The sequence below is a fragment of the Phenylobacterium sp. genome (assembly GCF_036502675.1).
Classification (GTDB): domain Bacteria; phylum Pseudomonadota; class Alphaproteobacteria; order Caulobacterales; family Caulobacteraceae; genus Phenylobacterium.
Genome location: NZ_DASXYF010000105.1, coordinates 1 through 21,179, shown reverse-complemented (window position 1 = coordinate 21,179; position 21,179 = coordinate 1). Strand labels below are relative to the sequence as shown.

The 21,179-nt window shown below is 72.0% G+C and carries 17 protein-coding genes; 16 read left to right on the top strand and 1 reads right to left on the bottom strand.

Going from position 1 to position 21,179, the window contains the following annotated elements:
• The 16 genes from murD to ligA all read left to right on the top strand — a co-directional run.
• Positions 1–966, top strand: a 966-nt coding sequence (murD, locus tag VGL30_RS13475; RefSeq protein ID WP_331540520.1) for a UDP-N-acetylmuramoyl-L-alanine--D-glutamate ligase, incomplete at its 5' end; no start/stop codon positions are given.
• Between the two features lie 211 nt (positions 967–1,177).
• Entirely contained in the window at positions 1,178–2,353 is a 1,176-nt protein-coding gene (ftsW, locus tag VGL30_RS13470; protein ID WP_331540519.1) for a putative lipid II flippase FtsW, read from the top strand.
• Between the two features lie 7 nt (positions 2,354–2,360).
• A complete protein-coding gene (gene murG, locus VGL30_RS13465) occupies positions 2,361–3,458 on the top strand; it encodes an undecaprenyldiphospho-muramoylpentapeptide beta-N-acetylglucosaminyltransferase (protein ID WP_331540518.1) in 1,098 nt (365 codons plus the stop codon).
• A 10-nt stretch (positions 3,459–3,468) separates the two neighbouring features.
• Positions 3,469–4,890, top strand: a complete 1,422-nt coding sequence (gene murC / locus VGL30_RS13460; RefSeq protein ID WP_331540517.1) for a UDP-N-acetylmuramate--L-alanine ligase — start codon at positions 3,469–3,471, stop codon at positions 4,888–4,890.
• Positions 4,887–5,786 (top strand): UDP-N-acetylmuramate dehydrogenase, encoded by a 900-nt coding sequence (murB, locus tag VGL30_RS13455; RefSeq protein WP_331540516.1) that lies wholly within the window; start codon positions 4,887–4,889, stop codon positions 5,784–5,786. The genes murC and murB overlap by 4 nt, the downstream gene beginning before the upstream one ends.
• 279 nt (positions 5,787–6,065) lie before the next feature.
• Positions 6,066–6,434 carry an endonuclease domain-containing protein gene (locus tag VGL30_RS13450; RefSeq protein ID WP_331540515.1) on the top strand — a complete coding sequence of 123 codons (369 nt, stop codon included), beginning with the start codon at positions 6,066–6,068 and terminating at the stop codon, positions 6,432–6,434.
• A 133-nt stretch (positions 6,435–6,567) separates the two neighbouring features.
• Positions 6,568–7,173, top strand: coding sequence for a class I SAM-dependent methyltransferase (locus tag VGL30_RS13445; protein WP_331540514.1), 606 nt, complete (start codon positions 6,568–6,570; stop codon positions 7,171–7,173).
• A complete protein-coding gene (locus tag VGL30_RS13440) occupies positions 7,170–8,555 on the top strand; it encodes a M20/M25/M40 family metallo-hydrolase (protein ID WP_331540513.1) in 1,386 nt (461 codons plus the stop codon). The genes VGL30_RS13445 and VGL30_RS13440 overlap by 4 nt, the downstream gene beginning before the upstream one ends.
• Before the next feature lie 232 nt (positions 8,556–8,787).
• Entirely contained in the window at positions 8,788–9,753 is a 966-nt protein-coding gene (locus VGL30_RS13435) for a D-alanine--D-alanine ligase (protein ID WP_331540512.1), read from the top strand.
• Positions 9,701–10,621, top strand: coding sequence for a cell division protein FtsQ/DivIB (locus VGL30_RS13430; protein ID WP_331540511.1), 921 nt, complete (start codon positions 9,701–9,703; stop codon positions 10,619–10,621). Before VGL30_RS13435 ends, VGL30_RS13430 begins: the two co-directional genes overlap by 53 nt.
• 7 nt (positions 10,622–10,628) lie before the next feature.
• A complete protein-coding gene (ftsA, locus tag VGL30_RS13425; protein ID WP_331540510.1) occupies positions 10,629–11,975 on the top strand; it encodes a cell division protein FtsA in 1,347 nt (448 codons plus the stop codon).
• A 283-nt stretch (positions 11,976–12,258) separates the two neighbouring features.
• Positions 12,259–13,809 (top strand): cell division protein FtsZ, encoded by a 1,551-nt coding sequence (gene ftsZ / locus VGL30_RS13420; RefSeq protein ID WP_331540509.1) that lies wholly within the window; start codon positions 12,259–12,261, stop codon positions 13,807–13,809.
• Between the two features lie 317 nt (positions 13,810–14,126).
• Positions 14,127–15,023 carry a UDP-3-O-acyl-N-acetylglucosamine deacetylase gene (gene lpxC / locus VGL30_RS13415; RefSeq protein ID WP_331540508.1) on the top strand — a complete coding sequence of 299 codons (897 nt, stop codon included), beginning with the start codon at positions 14,127–14,129 and terminating at the stop codon, positions 15,021–15,023.
• A gap of 107 nt (positions 15,024–15,130) precedes the next feature.
• Positions 15,131–16,084, top strand: a complete 954-nt coding sequence (locus VGL30_RS13410) for an outer membrane protein assembly factor BamD (protein WP_414694998.1) — start codon at positions 15,131–15,133, stop codon at positions 16,082–16,084.
• Positions 16,085–16,145: 61 nt separating this feature from the next.
• Positions 16,146–17,840 carry a DNA repair protein RecN gene (gene recN, locus VGL30_RS13405; protein WP_331540506.1) on the top strand — a complete coding sequence of 565 codons (1,695 nt, stop codon included), beginning with the start codon at positions 16,146–16,148 and terminating at the stop codon, positions 17,838–17,840.
• A 459-nt stretch (positions 17,841–18,299) separates the two neighbouring features.
• The gene (gene ligA, locus VGL30_RS13400; RefSeq protein ID WP_331540505.1) at positions 18,300–20,387 is read left to right on the top strand and encodes an NAD-dependent DNA ligase LigA; all 2,088 of its coding nucleotides are present in this window, start codon (positions 18,300–18,302) and stop codon (positions 20,385–20,387) included.
• Positions 20,388–20,404: 17 nt separating this feature from the next.
• Here ligA and VGL30_RS13395 read toward each other — a convergent pair.
• Positions 20,405–21,179: M24B family metallopeptidase (locus VGL30_RS13395; protein ID WP_331540504.1), on the bottom strand; the 775-nt coding region annotated here is incomplete at its 5' end.

Sequence of the window (21,179 nt, the reverse complement as noted above, 5' to 3'; positions counted from 1 at the left end):
ATCGGCTACGGCGTCCTGGGCCTCGACGACATGCACGGCGGCTCGGTCTATGTGCTGGAGATGAGCTCCTACCAGCTCGACCTGACCTCGACGCTGAAGCCGGACGCCGCGGTCATCCTCAACATCTCTCCCGACCACCTGGACCGGCACGGCGGCATGGAGGGCTACGTTGCCGCCAAGCGCCGCGTGCTGATGAACCAGGGCAAGGGCGACACCGCCGTGATCGGCGTCGACGACGCCTGGGGCCAGCGGATCTGCACCGAGATCACCGCCGCCAACCGTCGCACCATCGTGCCGATCTCCGCCAGCAAGGCGATGGGCCGGGGGGTCTACGCCCTGCAGGGCCTGCTGTACGACGCCACCGGCGAGCGGGCGATGGAGATCGCCGACCTGCTGCGCGCCCGCTCGCTGCCGGGCCGCCACAACTGGCAGAACGCCGCGGCCGCCTACGCCGCGGTGCGCGCCATCGGCGTCTCGCCGGAGGACGCCGCCGAGGGGCTGATGAGCTTCCCGGGCTTGGCGCACCGTATGGAGACCGTGGGCCAGCTTGGCCGGGTGCGCTTCGTCAACGACTCCAAGGCCACCAACTCGGACGCCGCGCGCCAGGCGCTCTCGTCCTATCCCAAGGTCTACTGGATCGTCGGCGGCCAGCCGAAGAGCGGCGGCATCGACGGTCTCGCCGACCTCTTCCCGCGGGTGGAGAAGGCCTACCTCGTGGGCGAGGCGGCCCCCGAGTTCGCCCGCACCCTGAAGGGCAAGGCCGACTTCGCCGACTGCGGGACCATCGACGCGGCCGTGGCGCGCGCCTACGCCGACGCCGCGGCCGGCGGCCAGGACGCCATCGTGCTCCTGTCGCCCGCCTGCGCCTCCTTCGACCAGTTCACCGATTTCGAGGCGCGCGGCGAGGCCTTCCGCGCCGCCGTCCACGGCCTCGCGGCCGCAACCCCGCAAGGGGCCCGCGCATGACGTCGCCGCGGCAACCCCTCTCCACCCGCCCTTGCGGGGGGAGAGGATGGGCGAGGGGAGTCTCTCCGCCGCATGGCGCCGGGGACAGGATCCTGGTTCAACGGCGGCCTCGCCGCCGTCCTCGCCTGCGGCGAGGCCCCTCGCCCGACCTCTCCCCGCAAGCGGGGAGAGGGGTCGATCGTCGCTCGTCCTCTCCTTCCCGGACCCGCCCGTGAGCCTCACCTCCAACGCCCACGCCTTCGCCCGCAGCGACCGCACGGCGCTGGGCGTCTGGTGGTGGACCGTCGACCGCTGGCTGTTGGGCGTGGTCGCCGTGCTGATCGCGCTCGGCGTCATGATGTCCTTCGCCGCCAGCCCCGCGGCGGCCCAGCGGATGAACGTCGGCGACCCCTTCCACTTCGCGGTGCGCCAGTGCGTTTTCGCCGTCGGCGCGACGGTGGTGCTGCTGGGCGTCTCGATGCTCGAGGTGAAGACCATCCGCAGGGCGGCCTTCTGCATCTACCTCGTGGCCATCCTGGTGATGATCGCGCTGCCCTTCGCGGGCCACAACGCCAAGGGAGCGACCCGCTGGCTGGAGTTCGGCGGCTTCAGCCTGCAGCCGTCGGAGTTCATGAAGCCCGCCCTGGTCATCCTGGTGGCCTGGATGTTCGCCGAGGGCCAGAAGGGCAATGGCGTCCCCGGCGTCTCCATCGCCTTCGGCCTCTACGCCCTGGCCGCGGGCCTGCTGCTGATCCAGCCCGACGTGGGCCAGACGGTGCTGATCACCGTGGCCTTCGGGGCCTGCTTCTGGATGGCGGGGGTGCCGCTCTCCTGGGTGATGCTGCTGGGCGGGGCGGCGGTCGCGGGCCTCTCGTCCACCTATTTCCTGATGCCGCACGTCGCCAGCCGCGTGGACCGGTTCCTGAGCCCCGACAAGGCCGACACCCACCAGGTGGACCGGGCCGCCGAGGCCATCGCCGCCGGCCGCCTGTTCGGCCGCGGGCCGGGGGAGGGGGTGATGAAGCGCCACGTCCCCGACCTGCACACCGACTTCATCTATTCGGTGGGCGCCGAGGAGTACGGCCTGGTCTTCTCCCTGCTGCTGATCTCGCTGTTCGCCGTCGTGGTGATCCGCGGCCTCTACAAGGCCATGAAGCTGTCGGACCCGTTCGAGCAGGTGGCCGCCGCCGGCCTGTTCGTCCTGGTGGGCCAGCAGGCATTCATCAACGTGGCGGTGAACCTCAACCTGATCCCCACCAAGGGCATGACCCTGCCGTTCATCTCCTACGGAGGCTCCTCGATGCTGGCCATGGGCCTGACCCTGGGCATGGCGCTGGCGCTCACGCGCCGCCGGCCCGGGGCCTATTCGCAGGGCGAGGGCCTGACCAGTTCCGGCGGCCTCACTTAACCGCGCCATGGACAGGATCGCCGTCGTCGCGGCCGGGGGCACCGGCGGCCACCTGTTCCCCGCCCAGGCCCTGGCCGAGGCGCTGATCGCCCGCGGCTGGCGGATCGTGCTGGCCTCCGACCAGCGGGTGGCGGCCTTCGCCGGCGATTTCCCGGCCGAGCGCAAGATCGGCCTCTCGGCCCGCACCTTCCGCTCAGGCGACCCGTTGGGCATGGCCCGCGCCGGCCTGGCCATCGTCGAGGGCGTCATGCAGGCTCGCAAGGCCTTTGCCGAGATCAGGCCGGCGGTGGTGGTGGGCTTCGGGGGCTATCCCTCCGTGCCCGGCCTGCTGGCCGCCATCTCCCAGGGCCGCCCCACCGTGGTGCACGAGCAGAACGCGGTGATGGGCCGCGCCAACCGCCGGCTGGCGGGCCACGTCCGCACCGTCGCCTGCGCCTTTCCGGTGCTGCAGAAGGCGCCGGCCAAGATCGCCGCCCGCGCTGTCGTGGTCGGCAATCCCGTGCGGCCCGAGATCCGCGCCCTGGCCGACCTCGCCTACGAGGCCCCCACGGCGGACGGTCCCCTGCGCCTGCTGATGACCGGCGGCAGCCAGGGCGCGCGCCTGCTCTCCGAGCGCCTGCCCCAGGCGGTCGCGCGCCTGCCCCAGGCGCTGCGCCTGCGCCTGCGGGTGCAGCAGCAGACGCGGCCGGAATCCATGGACCTGGCCCGCCAGGCCTACGCCGAGGCCGGCGTCGAGGCCGAGGTCGCCCCCTTCTTCCGCGACATGGCCGGCCGCCTGGGCCAGGCGCACCTGGTCGTCGGCCGCTCGGGCGCCGGCACCGTCTGCGAGCTGGCCGTCGCCGGCCGCCCCGCCATCCTCGTCCCCCTGGCCATCGCGCTGGACGACGACCAGGGCCAGAACGCCCGGCTGCTGGCCGACGTGGGCGGGGCGGAGGTGATGCGCGAGAACGTGCTGACCGTCGAGACCCTCAACGCCGCGCTGGAGCGCCTGCTGAGCGATCCGGCCGGCCTCGCCCGCATGGCCGCCGCCGCGCGCAGCGTCGCCAGGCCGGACGCCGCCGAAAGGCTGGCCGACGTCGTGGAGCAAACCGCGCAAACCCGCTAGAGGGGGAACCATGAACCGACGTCCCGTCCCCTTCGACATCGGCCCCGTGCACTTCATCGGCATCGGCGGCATCGGCATGAGCGGCATCGCCGAGATCATGCTGCGGATCGGCTACACGGTGCAGGGCTCCGACGCCAAGGCCAGCGCCAATGTCGATCGCCTGCGCGAGCTGGGCGCGAAGGTGTTCATCGGCCACGATCCGGCCAACGTCGAGGGCGCCTCGGCGATCGTCTATTCCACCGCCGTGAAGCCCGACAATCCGGAGATGGCCGCCGGCCGCGAACGGCGCCTGCCGCTGGTGCGCCGGGCCGAGATGCTGGCCGAGCTCATGCGCCTGCAGTTCTCGGTGGCGGTGGGCGGCACCCATGGCAAGACCACCACCACCTCGATGGTCGCCGCCCTGCTGGACGCGGGCGGCCTGGATCCCACCGTCGTCAACGGCGGCATCATCAACGCCTACCGGACCAACGCCAAGGTAGGGGAGGGCGACTGGATCGTCGTCGAGGCCGACGAAAGCGACGGCACCTTCCTCAAGCTGCGCTCGACGGTGGCCATCGTCACCAACATCGATCCCGAGCACCTGGACCACTACGGGGACTTCGAGGCGGTCAAGCAGGCCTTCGCGGCCTTCGTGGAGAACATCCCCTTCTACGGCTTCGCCATGGTCTGCATCGACGACCCGGACGTGCAGTCGGTGGCCGCGCGGGTGGAGAACCGCCGGCTGGTGACCTATGGCGTCAGCCCGCAGGCCGAGGTCCGCGCGGAGCGGATCAGCATGGGGCCGGAGGGCGCGCGGTTCGACGTGGTCATCGCCCCGCGCGAGGGCGAGGCGGTGCGGATGGAAGACCTGCACCTGCCCATGGCCGGTCAGCACAACGTGCAGAATGCGCTCGCCGCCGTGGGCGTGGCGCGCGAGCTGGGCGTCTCCGAAGCGCAGATCCGCCAGGGCCTGGCGGGCTTCGAGGGCGTGCGCCGCCGGTTCACCACCACCGGCGTGGCGAACGGCGTGCGGGTCATCGACGACTACGGCCACCATCCGGTGGAGATCGCCGCGGTCCTGAAGGCCGCCCGCGCCGTCACCGAGGGCCGGGTGGTCGCGGTGGTGCAGCCGCACCGCTTCAGCCGCCTGCGGGACCTGTTCCCCGAGTTCTGCGCCTGTTTCAACGACGCCGACTCCGCCATCGTCGCCGACGTGTACCCGGCCGGCGAGGCGCCGCTGGAGGGCGTCAGCCGCGACGCCCTGGTGGAGGGCCTGCGCCGCTACGGCCACCGGCGGGCCCTGCCGCTGGAGGCGCCGTCAGATCTCGCCCGGATGATCGCCGAAGAGGCCAGGCCCGGCGACGTGGTGGTCTGCCTGGGCGCGGGCGACATCACCGCCTGGGCCTACGCCCTGCCGGCCGAGCTCGAGGCCCTGGCCGCCAAGGCGCCATGACCTGGCGCGACCGCCTGCCCGAGGTGCGCGGACGGCTGGTGCGCGACCAGCCGCTGGCCCCGCTCACCTGGCTGCGGGTCGGCGGGCCCGCCGACGTGCTGTTCATGCCGGCCGACGCGGCGGACCTCGCCGCCTTCCTGGCCGCCCTCGATCCGGGCGTGCCGCTGATGACCCTGGGCGTCGGCTCCAACCTGCTGGTCCGCGACGGCGGGGTCGACGGCGTGGTCGTGCGTCTGGGCAAGGCCTTCGCCGCCGTCGCGCCCGAGGGCGGATCACGCCTCTCGGCCGGCGCCGCCGCCCTCGACTCCGCCGTGGCCCGGGCCGCCGCCCAGGCGGGGATCGCCGGCCTGGAGTTCCTGGCCGGCGTGCCGGGGACCGTCGGCGGCGCCGTGGCCATGAACGCCGGCTGCTACGGCGCGGAGACCAGGGACGTGCTGGTGGAAGCCTCCGGCCTCGACCGCCGGGGGCGGCCGGTGCGATTCAGCGATCCCGGCGCCTTCACCTACCGCCACGGCTGGGGCGCGGAGGCGGGCGTGGTGGTCACCCGCGCCGCCTTCCAGGGCCGGCCCGATGATCCGGCCGCCGTCGAGGCCCGCATCGCCGGGATCACCGCCCGCCGCGAGCAGAGCCAGCCGATCCGCGAGAAGACCGGCGGCTCCACGTTCAAGAACCCGCCCGGCCATTCCGCCTGGAAGCTGGTCGACGCCGCAGGCTTCCGCGGCAAGCCCCATGGCGGGGCGATGTTCTCGCCCTTGCACGCCAACTTCCTGATCAACGGCGGCGAGGCCACGGCCGCCGACCTCGAGGGCCTGGGCGAAACGGTTCGCGCCGAGGTGCAGGCGAAACAGGGCGTCGCCCTGGAATGGGAGATCAAGCGCATCGGACGGCCGCCTTAGATCCTCCCCCAGGGCGAAGCCCGGTTGAGGGGGAGGTGGCTCGCGGCGGAGCTGCGAGACGGAGGGGGTTGCAGCCCACTCCGCTGCCCGCTTCGGCGGCCGCAGGATCTGCTGGGTCGCATTGCATGTTGGCGCCCGGCATTCCGGGCGACGAAAGTCCGCTTCCCAGCGAAATGCCAATGAGCGCGCCCCACCCCTGTCAGAACTTCGGCAGGTCCGTATCAGGGCGATTCAAAAGACCGCTCGTTTTGATGATCGGCGATCTCCTAAGGTTGGCGAATGGATGCGCCGCGCACGACAAAGGACCACGCCAAAGCTCTTCGCGGCCGTATGAGCCTGCCGGAAGTCCTGCTCTGGAAGGCGATCAAGGGCCGAAAGCTGCAGGGCCTGCATTTTCGCAAACAGCATCCGATGGGGCCGTACATTCTGGACTTCTACTGCGAGGCCCTGCGGCTCGCCGTCGAGGTTGATGGGGCCAGTCATGATTTCGGCGATCGGCCTGGGCGCGACGAGCGGCGCGACGCTTGGCTCCGTGCCCAGGGGGTCACCACCCTTCGCTTGAGCGCTGCGTTGATCCTTGAAGATGTCGACGACGCCACACGCACAATTCTCGGGCATTTCGAAGCTGCAGGTTCTGGCGGCGGCTAGCGCCGTGGGCGTCACCCCCCTCCGTCTCGCGGCTGCGCCGCGATCCACCTCCCCCTCAATCGCGCTACGCGCTGGGGGAGGATCTAAGGCTCGGCGCCTTGCCTCCACACCCCCGATGCGCCACGACTCCCCCATGCCCACCCTTCTCCACGTCGGTTGCGGACCCAAGCGCAAGGCCCAGACCACGCGCGGCTTCCAGGGCGAGGAGTGGCGCGAGATCAGGTTCGACATCGACCCGGCGGCGCAGCCGGACATCCTGGGGACCATGACCGACCTTTCGGCGGTGGCCGACGCTTCGGTGGACGCCCTGTTCTCCAGCCACAACATCGAGCACCTCTATCCCTTCGAGGCGCCCGTCGCCCTGGCCGAGTTCGCCCGGGTGCTGACGCCCGAGGGCTTCGTCATCGTCACCTGTCCCGACCTGCAGTCGGTCGCCGCCCTGGTGGCGGAGGACAAGCTGCTGGAGCCGGCTTACGAGTCGCCCGCCGGCCCGATCTCGCCCCTCGACATCCTCTACGGCCACAGGCCGCTGATGGCGCGCGGCAACCTCCACATGGCCCACCGTTGCGGTTTCACACTGAAGGTGCTGCTGTCGGCGATGCAGGCGGCGGGCCTCAAGGAGGTGGCGGGCATGGCGCGCCCCAAGTTCTTCGACCTCTGGGCCGTGGGCTCCAAGGGCCTCGACCAGGCGGCGGTGCGCGCCCTCGCCCTGGCGCACTTCCCGGGTCGCCCGGCGTGAGCCGCCGCCTCGCCTCCGCCGCCGCCGCCGCGGCGCTCCTCACCGGCGGTCAGGCCTACGCCCAGGACTTGGCCGCCGGCGCCGCCGAGCTGCGCGACCGGGCGCTGGCCGACGGAACCGCCTGGTCCATCGTGGAGTCGCTGACGACCGAAGTCGGCCCCCGGCCCGCCGGCTCCCCCGCCATGCTGCGGGCCCGCGACTGGGCCGTGGCCAAGCTGGCGGCGCTGGGCTTCAAGAACGTCCACCTCGAGCCCTTCGCCGCCGACGCCTGGCTGCGCGGGCCGGAGTCCGCCGAGGTGGTCGCGCCGTTTCCGCAGCCGCTGCACGTCCTGGGACTCGGCCGCTCGGCGCCCACGCCCAGGGGCGGGATCGAGGCTGAGATCGCGCTGTTCAGGTCCTTCGACGAGCTCCTCGCCCAGCCCCCCGGGAGCCTGAAGGGCAAGATCGCCGTGGTCACCCAGGCCATGACCCGCACCATGGACGGGGCGGGCTATGGGGCGATCAACCGCAACCGCACCCAGGGCGCGGCCGAGGCGTCCCGCCGCGGCGCCGTAGCCTACCTGGTCCGATCGCTCTCCACCGACGACGCCCGTCTGCCGCACGCCGGCGCCATGCGCCAGGCCAGCGACGCGCCGGCCATCCCCGCCGCGGCCCTCTCCGTGCCCGACGCCCAGCTGCTGGAGCGGATGGTCGCCCGCGGGCGTCCGGTGCGCGTGCGCCTGTCGCTGGCTTCCCGCAGCGACCCGGCCGCGCCCGCCTGGAACGTGGTGGGCGAGATCCCCGGCCGCGAGGCGCCGGACGAGGTCGTCGTGGTTGGCGGCCACCTGGATTCCTGGGACCCGGGCACGGGCGCCGTCGACGACGGCGCGGGCCTGGCGGTCACCACCGCCGCGGCGAAGCTGGTCGGCGAGCGCGGCGCGCCCCGCCGCACGGTCCGGGTGGTGCTGTGGGGCGCGGAGGAGATGGACTCCAGCGGCGAGGCCTACGCCACGGCCCACAAGGCCGAGATCGGCAAGATCGTGCTGGCCGCCGAGAGCGACGCCGGCGCAGGTCCCGTCTGGCAGGCGCGCCTGCCCAAGGGCGCGCTGGACCACCCGGCGATGAAGGCCTTCGCGACCGTTCTCGCGCCCCTGAAGGTGGTGGTCTCGCGGGAGCCCGCCACCGTCGGCGGCTCGGATGTGGCGGGGCTGATCGCGCTGGGCGCGCCCACCGTGGGCCTCACCCCCGACACCAGCCGCTACTTCGACCTGCACCACTCCGCCGACGACACCCGGGACAAGATCGACCCGCGGGACCTGGCGCAGAGCGTCGCGGTCTGGGCCGCCTTTCTGTACACCGTGGCCGACAGCGACATCGATTTCCGCGCCCTGGCCGGAAAGTAACCGTTCGCTAACCATACTGCCGCCCGATACGGGCGGGACGGGTGCGATGCAGCGTCGAAGCGGCCCACGGAAGGCCTGAGCCCACTACCGACCAGGGTTCGCCGAGGATCTGCGTCCACCCTATCCCAGCCCCGCGCCGGCTGGCGCCGGCTCGTCCCTCCCCATAAAGGGGAAGGGAAAGCTGTTCCGCTTCCATCCAACCTCAGATGCAAACCAATCCACGGTGATTCCCATGGCTCTTCCCCTTGCCGGCCGCCACGTCGCCGTCCTGCTGGGCGGCCTCTCCTCCGAGCGGGAGGTGAGTCTGGTCTCCGGCCGCGAGTGCGCCGACGCCCTGCAGCGCCTCGGCGCCAGGGTGAGCCGCATTGACGCAGGCCGCGACCTGGCCGAGGTGCTGACCCGGCTGCAGCCCGACGCCTGCTACAACGCCCTGCACGGCGCCTGGGGGGAGGACGGCTGCGTCCAGGGGGTTCTGGAGACCCTGGGAATTCCCTACACCCACTCCGGCGTGCTGGCTTCGGCCCTGGCCATGGACAAGGACAAGGCCAAGGCGGTGCTGGCCGCCGCCGGCGTCGCCGTTCCCGGGGGTGGCCTGTTCAACCGCTTCGACGTCGCCGCCCGCCACGTCATTCCGCCGCCCTACGTGGTCAAGCCCAACGCCGAGGGCTCGTCGGTGGGTGTGATCATCGTGCACGAAGGCGCCAACGGCCCGCCCACGGAACTGGCGGCCGAGAACTGGACCTTCGGCGAGCAGGTGATGGTCGAGCCCTACATCCGCGGCAAGGAGCTGGCCGTGGGGGTGATGGACGGCAAGGCGATGACCGTCACCGACATCGTGCCCGCGAGCGGCTTCTACGACTATGAAGCGAAGTACGGGGACGGAGGATCCAGGCACGTCATTCCGGCCGACCTTCCGCCCTATGTCTTTGAAAAGGCGCTGAGAATGACCGAGGCCGCCCACGCGGCGCTTGGTTGCCGGGGCGTTACCCGATCCGACCTGCGTTATGACGACATTAACGACATTCTGGTCCTTCTGGAGGTCAACACGCAGCCCGGTTTCACGCCCACATCGCTCGTCCCCGAGCAGGCGGCGTCGCTGGGCGTGGACTTCGACCGACTTGTGCTTTGGATCACGGAGGACGCCTATGCCCGCGGTTGTGCGGGGGGGATCGCGAACGCAGGCGAAACCCCGGGCTAAAACGCCCGCAAACGCATCCACGCCCCGCGCTTCCCAGAGCAAGGGGAAGGGCGCGGGCTATGCGCCCGGCAAGCTGAAGGCCGCCCAGGGGATCGGGCTCTCGCCGCAGCACGCCCTGGGCGCCGCCGCCGCGGTGCTGGGCCTGGCGCTGGCCGTCACCCTGGCCACCGGCCATCGCGCCCAGCACGTGGCCGAAGGCTTCGGCGAACGCCTTCAGAACGGCGCCGCCGCCCTGGGCTTCAAGCTGGCCGCCGTGCACGTGCAGGGCGCCTCGCCGATGGCCGAGGCCGACATCCTGAAGGCCGTCGGCCTCTACAAGGACCAGCCGTTGCTCGGCATGGACCTGGAGGCGTTGCGCAAGCGCGTCGAGCAGGTGGGCTGGGTCAAGGAAGCCAGGATCGTCCGCCTGCTGCCCGACACCCTGGTGATCGCCGTGGTCGAGCGCGGCCAGCTCGCCGTCTGGCAGAACCACGGCCGCAGCGTGGTCATCGACCAGCACGGCCAGGTGATCCCGGAAGCCGATCCCGGCCGGTTCCCGACCCTGCCGCTGATCGTCGGCGCTGCGGCCAACCAGCACGCCGCCGACATCCTGCCGGCCGTCGAGCAGCGTCCGCGGCTGATGGAGCGCCTCGAGGCCCTCGTCCGCGTGGACGACCGGCGCTGGGACCTGCGCCTGAAGGACGGCTCCCTCGTGCAGCTTCCGGCGGTGGGCGAAGAGGAGGCCTTGATCCAATTGGAACAGCTTGATCAGCGTACGCGGATCCTCGAACTCGGCTTCGAGCGCATCGACCTGCGCAATCCAGACTCGGTGGCGGTTCGCCTGAGGGACGCGGCCCTTCCGGGGCAGCTGGTCGCCGGCGGTGCGTGAGGAATTCATGTCCAGACAAGTCAAGACCGCCGCCCGCCTCGACAGCGCCCAGGCCGGGCGCGAAGGCCTGAAGGCCGCGCTCGGCCGCACCCCCGTGGTGGCCGCCGTCGATCTGGGCGCCTCCAAGGTCGCCTGCTTCATCATGAAGCCCGACGGCGTCCGCCAGTCCGACCGCACCCTGGCCTGCGCCGGCGTGGGCTATGTGCAGTCCCGCGGCGTCCGCGGAGGCGCCATCGTCAACCTGGACGAGGCCTCCGAGGCCATCGCCCAGGCGGTGGAGCGGGCCGAGAACGTCGCGGGCGTCAACGTCCAGGGCGTCACGGTCGCCACCGCCGGCGGCCAGCTCAGGTCCAGCCGGGTCTCCGGCAAGGTCTCGCTTGGCGCGCGTCCGATCACCGACACCGACCTGGTGCGCGCCATTCACCAGGCGCTCTCGCAGATCAAGCTCCCCGGCCGCCGCGCCGCCCATATCCTTCCCATCGCCTGGTCCGTGGACGGGCAGGGGGGCGTGCGCGACCCGCGCGCGATGTTCGGCCGCACCCTCGGCGTCGAGCTGCTGGTCGTCTCGGTCAGCGAGGCGGTGTTCCAGACCCTGGGCGCCTGCGTCGAACGCGCGCACCTGCAGTTCGAGGGCGTCGTCGCCGCTCCCTTCGCCTCCGCGCTCGCCGCGCTGGAGGAGGACGAGATGGACCTGGGCGCCGTCTGCATCGACATGGGCGGCGGCTCCACCTCCGCGGCGGTGTTCTCCGGCGGCAGCGCCATTCACGTGGAGACCCTGCCGGTCGGCGGCCAGCACGTGACCCAGGACATCGCCCGCGGCCTTTCGACCACCATCGCCGGCGCAGAGCGCATCAAGACCCTGCACGGCTCGGCCATCGCCTCGGCCAACGAGGACCGCGAGATGATCGAGGCGCCGCCCCGTGGCGACGATCCCGGCGCGGGCCCGGTGATCGCGCCCCGGTCGCTGCTGAAGGGCATCATCGCGCCCCGCGTCGAGGAGACGCTGGAGCTGCTGCGCGACCGGCTGAAGGCCTCCGGCGCGCCGGTGGAGCCCGGCGCCGGCGTGGTGCTCACCGGCGGCGCCTCCCAGCTCGCCGGCGTGCGCGAAGTGGCCGTGCGCGTGTTCGACCGCCCCGTGCGCCTGGGCCGCCCGCGCCGGGTGCCGCACCTGGCCGACGCCGCCTCCGGCCCGGCCTTCTGCGCCGCGGCGGGCGTCCTGCACCGCTCGGCCTTCGGTCCGCGCGAAGCCGTCTCGGCCAAGGCGTTGGCCTCGGCCAAGCTCCGCCGCGAACCGCTGGATCCGGGCGCCAACCCGGTGGCCAAGGCCGCCGCCTGGCTGCGCGACAACCTGTAGCGGAGGGCCGGCGCCGGCGTCGGATCCCGGGCGGTCGCCGCAGCGGAAGCTAGGCCGCGATCACATCTGAGTCAGGTTGTCGCATTCGTCGCCGCAACCGCGCGGGACGCCTTGTGCCGCAGGGGTTTTGGATTCACTGACGGTCGACCCCGGCACGACTCAAGGTATGCGGGTTAACCCTCGATTAAGGATGGAAGCGCCTTAGTTAACCCATCCTGAAAGGACGCGTCGGCGCGCTGGGGCGCCGGTGCATGCACAGACTGGCGAAGGACGGCAGGCTCTCATGGCAATCGCACTCTCAGCGCCGCGCGCGACGGAACTCAAGCCGCGCATCGTGGTCTTCGGCGTCGGCGGAGCCGGCGGCAACGCTGTGAACAACATGATCGAGGCGGGCCTGGAAGGCGTCGAATTCGTGGTCGCCAACACCGACGCCCAGCAACTGTCCTTCTCCAAGACCGACCGCCGCATCCAGCTCGGCGTGCAGGTGACGCAGGGCCTCGGCGCCGGCGCCCACCCCGAGGTCGGCATGAGCGCGGCCGAGGAATCCATTCCCGAGATCGGCGAGCACCTCGACGGCGCCCACATGGTGTTCATCACCGCCGGCATGGGCGGCGGCACCGGCACCGGCGCAGCGCCGGTGATCGCCAAGGCCGCCCGCGAGCGCGGCATCCTGACCGTCGGCGTGGTCACCAAGCCGTTCCATTTCGAGGGCCGCCACCGGATGCGCCTGGCCGACGCCGGCATCGGCGAGCTGCAGCGCTACGTGGACACCCTGATCGTCATCCCGAACCAGAACCTGTTCCGCGTCGCCAACGAGCGGACCACCTTCGCCGAAGCTTTCGGCATGGCCGACCAGGTGTTGCACTCCGGCGTCCGTTCCATCACCGACCTGATGGTGCTGCCCGGCCTGATCAACCTCGACTTCGCCGACGTCCGCACGGTGATGACCGAGATGGGCAAGGCGATGATGGGCACCGGCGAGGCCACCGGCGACGACCGCGCCCTGATGGCCGCCCAGAACGCCATCGCCAACCCGCTGCTGGACGAAGTGTCGCTGAAGGGAGCCAAGGCCGTACTGGTCAACGTCACCGGCGGTCTCGACATGACCCTGCTGGAGGTCGACGAAGCGGCCAACGCCATCTCCGAGCAGGTGGACGGCGACGCCAACATCATCTTCGGCGCGGCTTTCGACCCCACCCTGGAGGGCATGATCCGCGTCTCCGTCGTCGCCACCGGCATGGACGGCGCCGCCATGGCGGCCATGGAGCCGAAGGCGGAGCGCGCGCCGCTCGCCGCCCCGCCGCTGCGTACCGCGCCGGCGGTCCCGGCGTCCGAGCCGGTCCGCTCCTTCGAGCGCGCCGTCTTCGCCGAGTCCCGCCCGGTGGCCCCCGCGCCGCAGCCGGCCTATGCGGCCTACGAGCCCCAGCCCGCCGCCCCGCAGCAGCCGGCTCCGGTCGCCGTCGCCGCGCCCGAGCCGGTACGCGCCCAGGACGAAGCCGAGCAGGGCGACCTGCTCTCCGCCGCTACTGCGTCCATGCCCGCGCCGCAGCCGCAGATCAGCCGTCCCATCGCCCGCATCGTCGATCCCTCCGTGGCCGACGAGTCCGACGAGCCGCTGTTCCCCGCCCACGCCTACGAGGAGCGCCGTCCGCAACGGGGCGGATTCCTCAGCCTGTTCGGCGGCCGTCCGCGCTACGAGACCCCGGCGCCCGCGCCGCGCGCCGCCGCCCACCGCGGCGGGGCGCTGCCCGCCGAAGCTCCGGCCGAGGATGTGGCGGCCGAAGGCGGCGAGGACCTGGAGATCCCGTCCTTCCTGCGTCGCCTGGCCAACTGAGGCCTTTCCGCCCTGATTGATGCTGCAGCGCAGCGTGGTTCTTGCCCCGCGCTGCAAACAGCGTTAACCGGTCTTAAGGGTTTGGCTGCAAACCTCTGAAAGATCGCGTCTTCCGATCAGCTCGAATTTGCGTTCGGGCCGATCGGCGATTGTGGCGCGGGCCGCTGAACGTCGACCTGAAGACCCATCCGGACCGCAAGCCGCGGCGAAACATTCCGAAACAGGAAGTGTTTTGTGGCGCCGCAGCAGAGGTTCTATCCCCAAAGACGGGGCGCGCGGTCCGATCGGACGGCATTCGAGTGCAGGAAGGTGGCGACGTGGCCGCATCGGCGTTTCAGCACACCCTTCAGGGGCCCGCGGTCTTCGCCGGCGTCGGCGTCCATACCGGCGCCTACACGCGCGTCCGGGTCCGCCCGGCGGCGGCGGACACCGGCATCGTCTTCGCCCGCACCGACATCGCCGACCTCACCCGCAACCTGGTCCCGGCCTCGGGCGAGGCGGTCTGCAAGACTCAGCTCGGCACCGTCATCGGCAACGACGCCGGCGTGACCGTCTCGACCATCGAGCACCTGATGGCGGCGCTCGCCATGCTGGGGATCGACAACGCCCGCATCGAGGTCGACGGGCCGGAGATGCCGATCATGGACGGTTCGGCCCTGCCGTTCGTCCAGGAGCTGGACCGCGCCGGCCGCCGCGCGCAGGACGCGCCGCGCCGCTACGTCGAGATCCTTGAGACCGTCGAGGTGGCGGACGGCGGCAAATGGGCGCGCCTGTCGCCCGCCGAGGGCTTCGAGCTCGCCTTCGAGATCGATTTCGCGAACCCGGTGATCGGCCGCCAGCGTATCGACATGGCCATGGACGAGCGGGCGTTCCGGGGCGAGCTGGCCGACTGCCGCACCTTCGGCTTCCTGCAGGACGTCGAGGCGCTGCGCGCCATCGGCCTGGCCCGCGGCGGCTCGCTGGACAACGTCGTGGTCATCGACGGCGACCGGATACTCAATCCGGAGGGCCTGCGCCGTCCCGACGAGTTCGTCCGCCACAAGGCGCTCGACGCCATCGGCGACCTCTACGTCCTCGGCGGCCCGATGATCGGCCGATTCGAAGGCGTGCTGGCCGGGCACGGGGTGAACAACGCCCTGGTGCGGGCGCTCCTGGCCCGGCCGCGGGCCTGGCGCTGGCGCAGCCTCGTCCTGGATCTTGCCGAAGCCGGCTGACCGCGCCGTTCGATTTGCGCGAACCATGCGCTGGTGTAGAACCACCCCACCCTGCTAAGGGGCGCCTCGCGCCGAGGGCGCGGGTTGGTCTTGAGGTGAAGGTGTCCCTGCTCCGAATTTCGACGGCCCGCCCGATTGTCGTCGCCGTCATCCTGGCCATCGCCGTGACCGGCTGCGCCGGCAAGAAGCACAAGCCCAAGCTGGCCTACGAAGAGCGGCCGGTGGAGCTGCTGTATTCCGCCGGCGCCAACCGGATGGACCGCGGCCTATGGTCCCAGTCGGTGGACTACTTCCAGGAGGTGGAGCGCCAGCACCCCTATTCGGAATGGTCGCGCCGGGCGATCCTGATGCAGGCCTACGCCCACTACCAGGGCAACAACTACACCGAGGCGGTGGCCGACGCCGACCGCTTCATCTCGCTCTATCCGGGCAACCCCGCCGCAGCCTACGCCCACTACCTGAAGGCCATCTGCTACTTCGAGCAGATCGTCGACGTGGGCCGCGACCAGGCCGCCACCGGCCAGGCGCTGGATAACCTGCGCGAGGTGACCCAGCGCTATCCGCGCACGGAATACGCCCAGGACGCCCGGCTGAAGATCGACATGGTCAACGACCAGCTGGCCGGCAAGGAAATGACCGTCGGCCGCTACTACCTGCGCCAGGGCGACACGCTCGCCGCCATCGGCCGCTTCCGCACCGTCATCGACCGCTACCAGACCACCAGCCACACGCCCGAGGCGCTCTACCGGTTGGTGGAAGCCTACCTCACCATGGGCCTGCTGGAGGAAGCCGGGCGCAACGGCGCGGTGCTGGGTTACAACTATCCCGGCGACGTCTGGTACTCCGAGGCCTACCGCCTGCTCACCAGCAAGGGCCTGCGGCCCGCGACGGAGCCTTCGGGCAAGGGAGTGGGCAGGCTCTTCCACATCCCGTTCCGCAAGAACAAGGCCGAGACCATCAAGCCGCCGGCCGCGGCGATGGCCCCGCCGGTGGCGACGACGGCGTCGCCCGCGGCCGAGGCCGCCGCTCCCGCGGCTTCGGGACCGACCCAGGCCAATTGAGCCGGCCGGAGGCGGCCGTGCGCCCTTCCGGCCCCGGCGTTTTCAGGCGATCCTGCCACCCATGCTGATCGGACTGTGGATCCGCGACGTGGTGCTGATCGAGGCCCTGGACCTGTCCATCGGGCCCGGCCTCACGGCGCTCACCGGCGAGACCGGGGCCGGCAAGTCGATCATCCTGGACGCCCTGGGCCTGGCGGTGGGCGCCCGCGCCGAGGCGGGCTTGGTGCGCCAGGGTGCGGCCCAGGCGGTGGTCTCCGCCGTCTTCGCCCCGGCCGCCGACCATTCCGTCTGGGACCTGCTGGAGGATAAGGGCCTGAGCTACGCCCGCGACGAGGACCTGGTGCTGCGCCGGACGCTCGGCGCCGAAGGCCGCAGCCGCGCCTTCGTCAACGACCAGGCGACCGGCGTCGGCGTCCTGAAGGAGATCGGCGAGGCCCTGCTGGAGGTGCACGGTCAGCACGAGACCGTGGGCCTGCTCGACGCCCGCCGTCACCGGCCCCTGCTCGACGCCTTCGGCGGCCTCGTCGACCGGCGTGAAGCGCTTGCCGCCCGTTGGAGCGCCTGGCGCGCCGCCCGCGCCGCCGCCGAGGCCCTGCAGGACCAGGTCGGCCGCGCCGCCGCCGAGACCGAGGAACTGACCCTGCGCCTTTCCGAGCTCGACCGCCTCGATCCCCAGAGCGGCGAGGAGACCGCGCTGGCCGAACAGCGCGCCGTCCTGGGCGCCTCGGAAAAGGCGCTCTCCGACATCCAGAGCGCCCGCGGCGCCTTCCACGGCCTCACCGGCAAGCTCGCCGGCGCCATCCGCGCGCTGGAGCGGGCGCGCGAGCGGGCTGTGGCGGCCGGCGCCGCGGAGGAGGGGGTTGCGGTGAGCCGCCTGATCGCCGCCTCGGAGGCTGTCGATCGCGCGCTCACCGAGGCCTCCGAGGCCGAGGCCGGCATCGACGGCGCGGCCCTGGCCTTCGATTTCCGCCCCGACCAGCTCGAGAGGGTCGAGGAGCGGCTGTTCGAGCTGCGGGCCATGGGCCGTAAGCTGGGCGCGCCGGTGGAGCAGCTCGCCGAGCTCCGGGTCCGCTTCGCCGCCCGCCTGCGGGCGGTGGAGTCCTCCGAGGAAGCCCTGCGCGCCGCCCAGGCCGAGTTGGCCGCCGCCCGCGCCGCCTACCTGGCCGACGCCGGGGCGCTGACCGCCGCCCGCCAGGCCGCCGGCGAGCGCCTCGCTGAAGTCGTGACGGCCGAGCTCGCGCCCCTCAAGCTCGACAAGGCCCGCTTCCGCGTTTCCGTGGAGCCGCTGGACGAGGACCGCGCAGGTCCCGCCGGCCTCGACCGGGTGGTGTTCCAGGTGGCCACCAACCCCGGCGCGCCGTTCGGCGACCTGGGCGCGATCGCTTCCGGCGGCGAGCTCGCCCGCTTCGCCCTGGCGCTGAAGGCGGCGCTGGCCGGTCGCGGCGGCGTCCAGCCGCTGATGATCTTCGACGAGGTGGACCAGGGGGTGGGCGGCGCCGTGGCCGACGCCGTGGGCCTCCGGCTCAGGCGCTTGGCCGCCGACGCCCAGGTGCTGGTGGTCACCCACTCGCCGCAGGTCGCCGCCCGCGCCGACGCCCATTGGCGGATCTCCAAGACCGGCGACGCCGAGCGCCTGCGCACCGCCGTCGAGGTGCTGGCCCCCGCCGACCGCGAAGAGGAGATCGCCCGCATGCTGGCCGGCGCCCGCATCACCGACGCCGCCCGCGCCGCCGCCAGGGCGCTGATGCATGCGTGACGAAGGCAATATTGTTCGTCTTTTGTTCCATTTCGTCCACCCCTCTCATGCTAAGGTGACGCTGCAAAGGATGGCGATGGAATCTGCACGTCGAATGGAACCGAGTTTGAGGCGCGCCGCCCCACGATCCGCTGTTTCCACCCGAAAAACCGCTAACCGCCTTAGGGAGTGTCTGCGGTTCGAGCCTTGCGCGGCTTGGGTTTGCGGCCCGTCCAGCGGCGCCCACCGATTCCCTTCCCCCTGGAGGGGGGAAGGGTCAGGGATGGGGGTGGGGCGGCTTCCGCCGCTGATGCGTCGACGGCTCTACGCGGGTTTATGCGGGTTTCCCCCGTCTGCTGTTCTGCGTTGGCGCGGGCGGACGATAGCTCCGCAAGGGAGCGCATTGGCTGGGGCGCCACCTGCATCCCCGGCCCTTCCCCCCTCCAGGGGGAAGGGAGCGCGCGCGGGAAGGCCCGTCCCATGACCGACCTGAAGGTGATGACCGAGGCCGAGGCGGTCGAGGAACTCACGCGCCTCGCCGACGAGATCGCCGCCCACGACATCCGCTACCACCGCGACGACGCGCCTGCGGTTTCCGACGCCGACTACGACACGCTGAAGCGCCGCAACGCCGAGCTGGAAGCGGCCTTCCCGCACCTGGTGCGCGAGAACTCGCCGTCGTTCAAGGTGGGCGCCGCGCGCTCCGAGCAGTTCGCGCCGGTGGAGCACGGCGTGCCCATGCTGTCGCTGGACAACGCCTTCTCCGACGAGGACGCCCTGGAGTTCGACGCCCGCGTCCGCCGCTTCCTGCGGCTGGAGGAGGTGGTGGCCTACACCGCCGAGCCGAAGATCGACGGGCTCTCGGCCTCCCTGCGCTACGAGAACGGCGTGCTGGTCCAGGGCGCCACCCGCGGCGATGGGCGGGTGGGGGAGGACGTCACCGGGAACCTGCGCACCTTGAAGGAGGTCCCCCGCCGGCTGGCCGGTTCCGGCTGGCCGGAGGTGATCGAGGTGCGCGGCGAGGTCTACCTGGGCCACGCCGAGTTCGCGGCCCTGAACGCGGCGGCCGAGGCGGCCGGCCAGCGCACCTACGCCAACCCCCGCAACGCCGCCGCCGGCTCCCTGCGCCAGATCGACCCGAAGATCACCGCCGGCCGGCCCCTGCGCTTTTTCGCCTACGCCTGGGGCCTGCTCAGCGCCCCGTTCGCCGAGACCCAGTGGGGCGCGCTGCAGAGCCTGAAGGCCTGGGGCTTCCAGACCACGCCCCAGAGCCGTCGCGTCGAGGGGCCGGAGGGCCTGCTGGAGGCCTACCGCGAGATGGAGGCGGCCAGGCCCAGGCTCGGCTACGACATCGACGGCGTGGTCTACAAGGTCGACCGCCTGGACTGGCAGCAGCGCCTGGGCTTCGTCTCCCGCTCGCCCCGCTGGGCGGTGGCGCGCAAGTTCCCCGCCGAACAGGCCCGCACCGTCCTGGAGGCCATCGACATCCAGGTGGGCCGCACCGGCGCGGTCACCCCGGTGGCGCGGCTGCGGCCGGTGACGGTAGGCGGCGTGGTGGTGGTCGCCGCCACCCTGCACAACGCCGACGAGATCGCCCGCAAGGACGTCCGCATCGGCGACACCGTCATCGTCCAGCGGGCCGGCGACGTGATACCCCAGGTGGTGGGTCCGGTGCCGGACGAGCGTCCGGCGGGCGCGCAGCCCTTCGTCTTTCCCACCCGGTGTCCCTGCAGCCTGGCCACGCCGCTGGCGCGCGAGACCACGGCCTCGGGCGCCGAGACCGTGGTGCGCCGCTGCACCGGCGAGTTCGCCTGTCCGTTCCAGAAGCTCGCCCACCTGCGCCACTTCGTCTCCCGCCGGGCCTTCGACATCGAGGGCCTGGGCGAGAAGCAGCTCACCGCCTTCGTGGAACGCGGCTGGCTGCGCGAGCCGGCCGACATCTTCCGCCTGGCCCGTGACGAGGAAAAGCTCGCCGAGCTCCTGGCCACCGACGGCTACGGCGAGGTCAGCGTCCGCAACCTGGTGGCCGGCGTCGAGGCCCGGCGCAAAATCTCCCTGGACCGCTTCATCTACGCCCTCGGCGTGCGCCACATCGGCGAGACCACCGCCGTGGTGCTGGCCCGCGGCTACGGCTCGGCGGCCGCCTTCCTGGAGGCCATGGACAAGGTGGCCGAACGCGACCCCGCGGCGATGGAAGAGCTCGACGCCCTCGACCAGGTCGGGACCGCGGTGATCGAGGCGGCCGCGGCCTACTTCGCCGAGGACCACAACCGCGCCCTGGTGCAGGCCCTGGTCGAGCAGCTCGACATCCGCGACGCCGAACAGCCCAAGCGCGACACCGCGGTGGCCGGCAAGACCGTGGTGTTCACCGGCGCCCTGGAGCGGATGACCCGCGACGAGGCCAAGTCCCAGGCCGAGGCCCTGGGGGCCAAGGTGTCGGGCTCGGTCTCGAAGAAGACCGACATCGTGGTCGCCGGCCCCGGCGCCGGCTCCAAGCTGAAGACCGCCGCGGAGCTGGGCGTCCAGGTGATGACCGAAGACGAATGGCTGGCCCTGGTCGGCGCCTGAGCCGGCCTGTGGCGGCGCTAGATCGGCGCGCAGGCCAGCGCCATCCAGGCCCGCACGTCGCCCGGAACCTTGGGGCCGATCACCGCCAGCACCCGGGCGTGGTAGGCGTCGAGCTGGGCGCGTTCCTCCGGCGTGAGCAGGGCGCCGTCCACCAGCCGCCGGTCGAAGGGCGCCAGGGTCAGGGTCTCGAAACCCAGCATCGGCCGCTCGCCGCCCTCCAGACCTTGCGGCGGCGTCACCACCTGCAGGTTCTCGATGCGGATGCCATAGGCGCCTTCCTTGTAGTAGCCGGGTTCGTTGGACACGATCATCCCCGGGCGCAGGGCCACCGGGTTGGGCAGCTTGGAGATCCGCTGCGGCCCCTCATGGACGCCGAGGTAGGAGCCGACCCCGTGGCCGGTGCCGTGGTCGTAGTCCAGGCCGTGGGCCCAGAGCGGCGCACGGGCGAGCGCGTCCAGCGCCGAGCCGGTGGCGCCGGCCGGGAAGCGCACCCTCGCCAGGGCCAGGTGGCCCTTCAGCACCAGGGTGAAGCGCTCGATCATTTCCGCCGACGGCCGGCCGATCGCCACCGTGCGGGTGACGTCGGTGGTGCCGTCGAGGTACTGGGCCCCGGAATCCAGCAGCAGCAGCGAACCGGGCTCCACCTTGCGGTTCAGTCGCTCGGTCGGGCGATAATGCACGATGGCGCCGTTGCCCGCCGCCCCGGCGATAGTGTCGAAGGACAGGTCCTTCAGCGCGCCGGTGCCTTCGCGGAAGCCCTCAAGCCGCGTCACCACCTCGATCTCGTCCAGC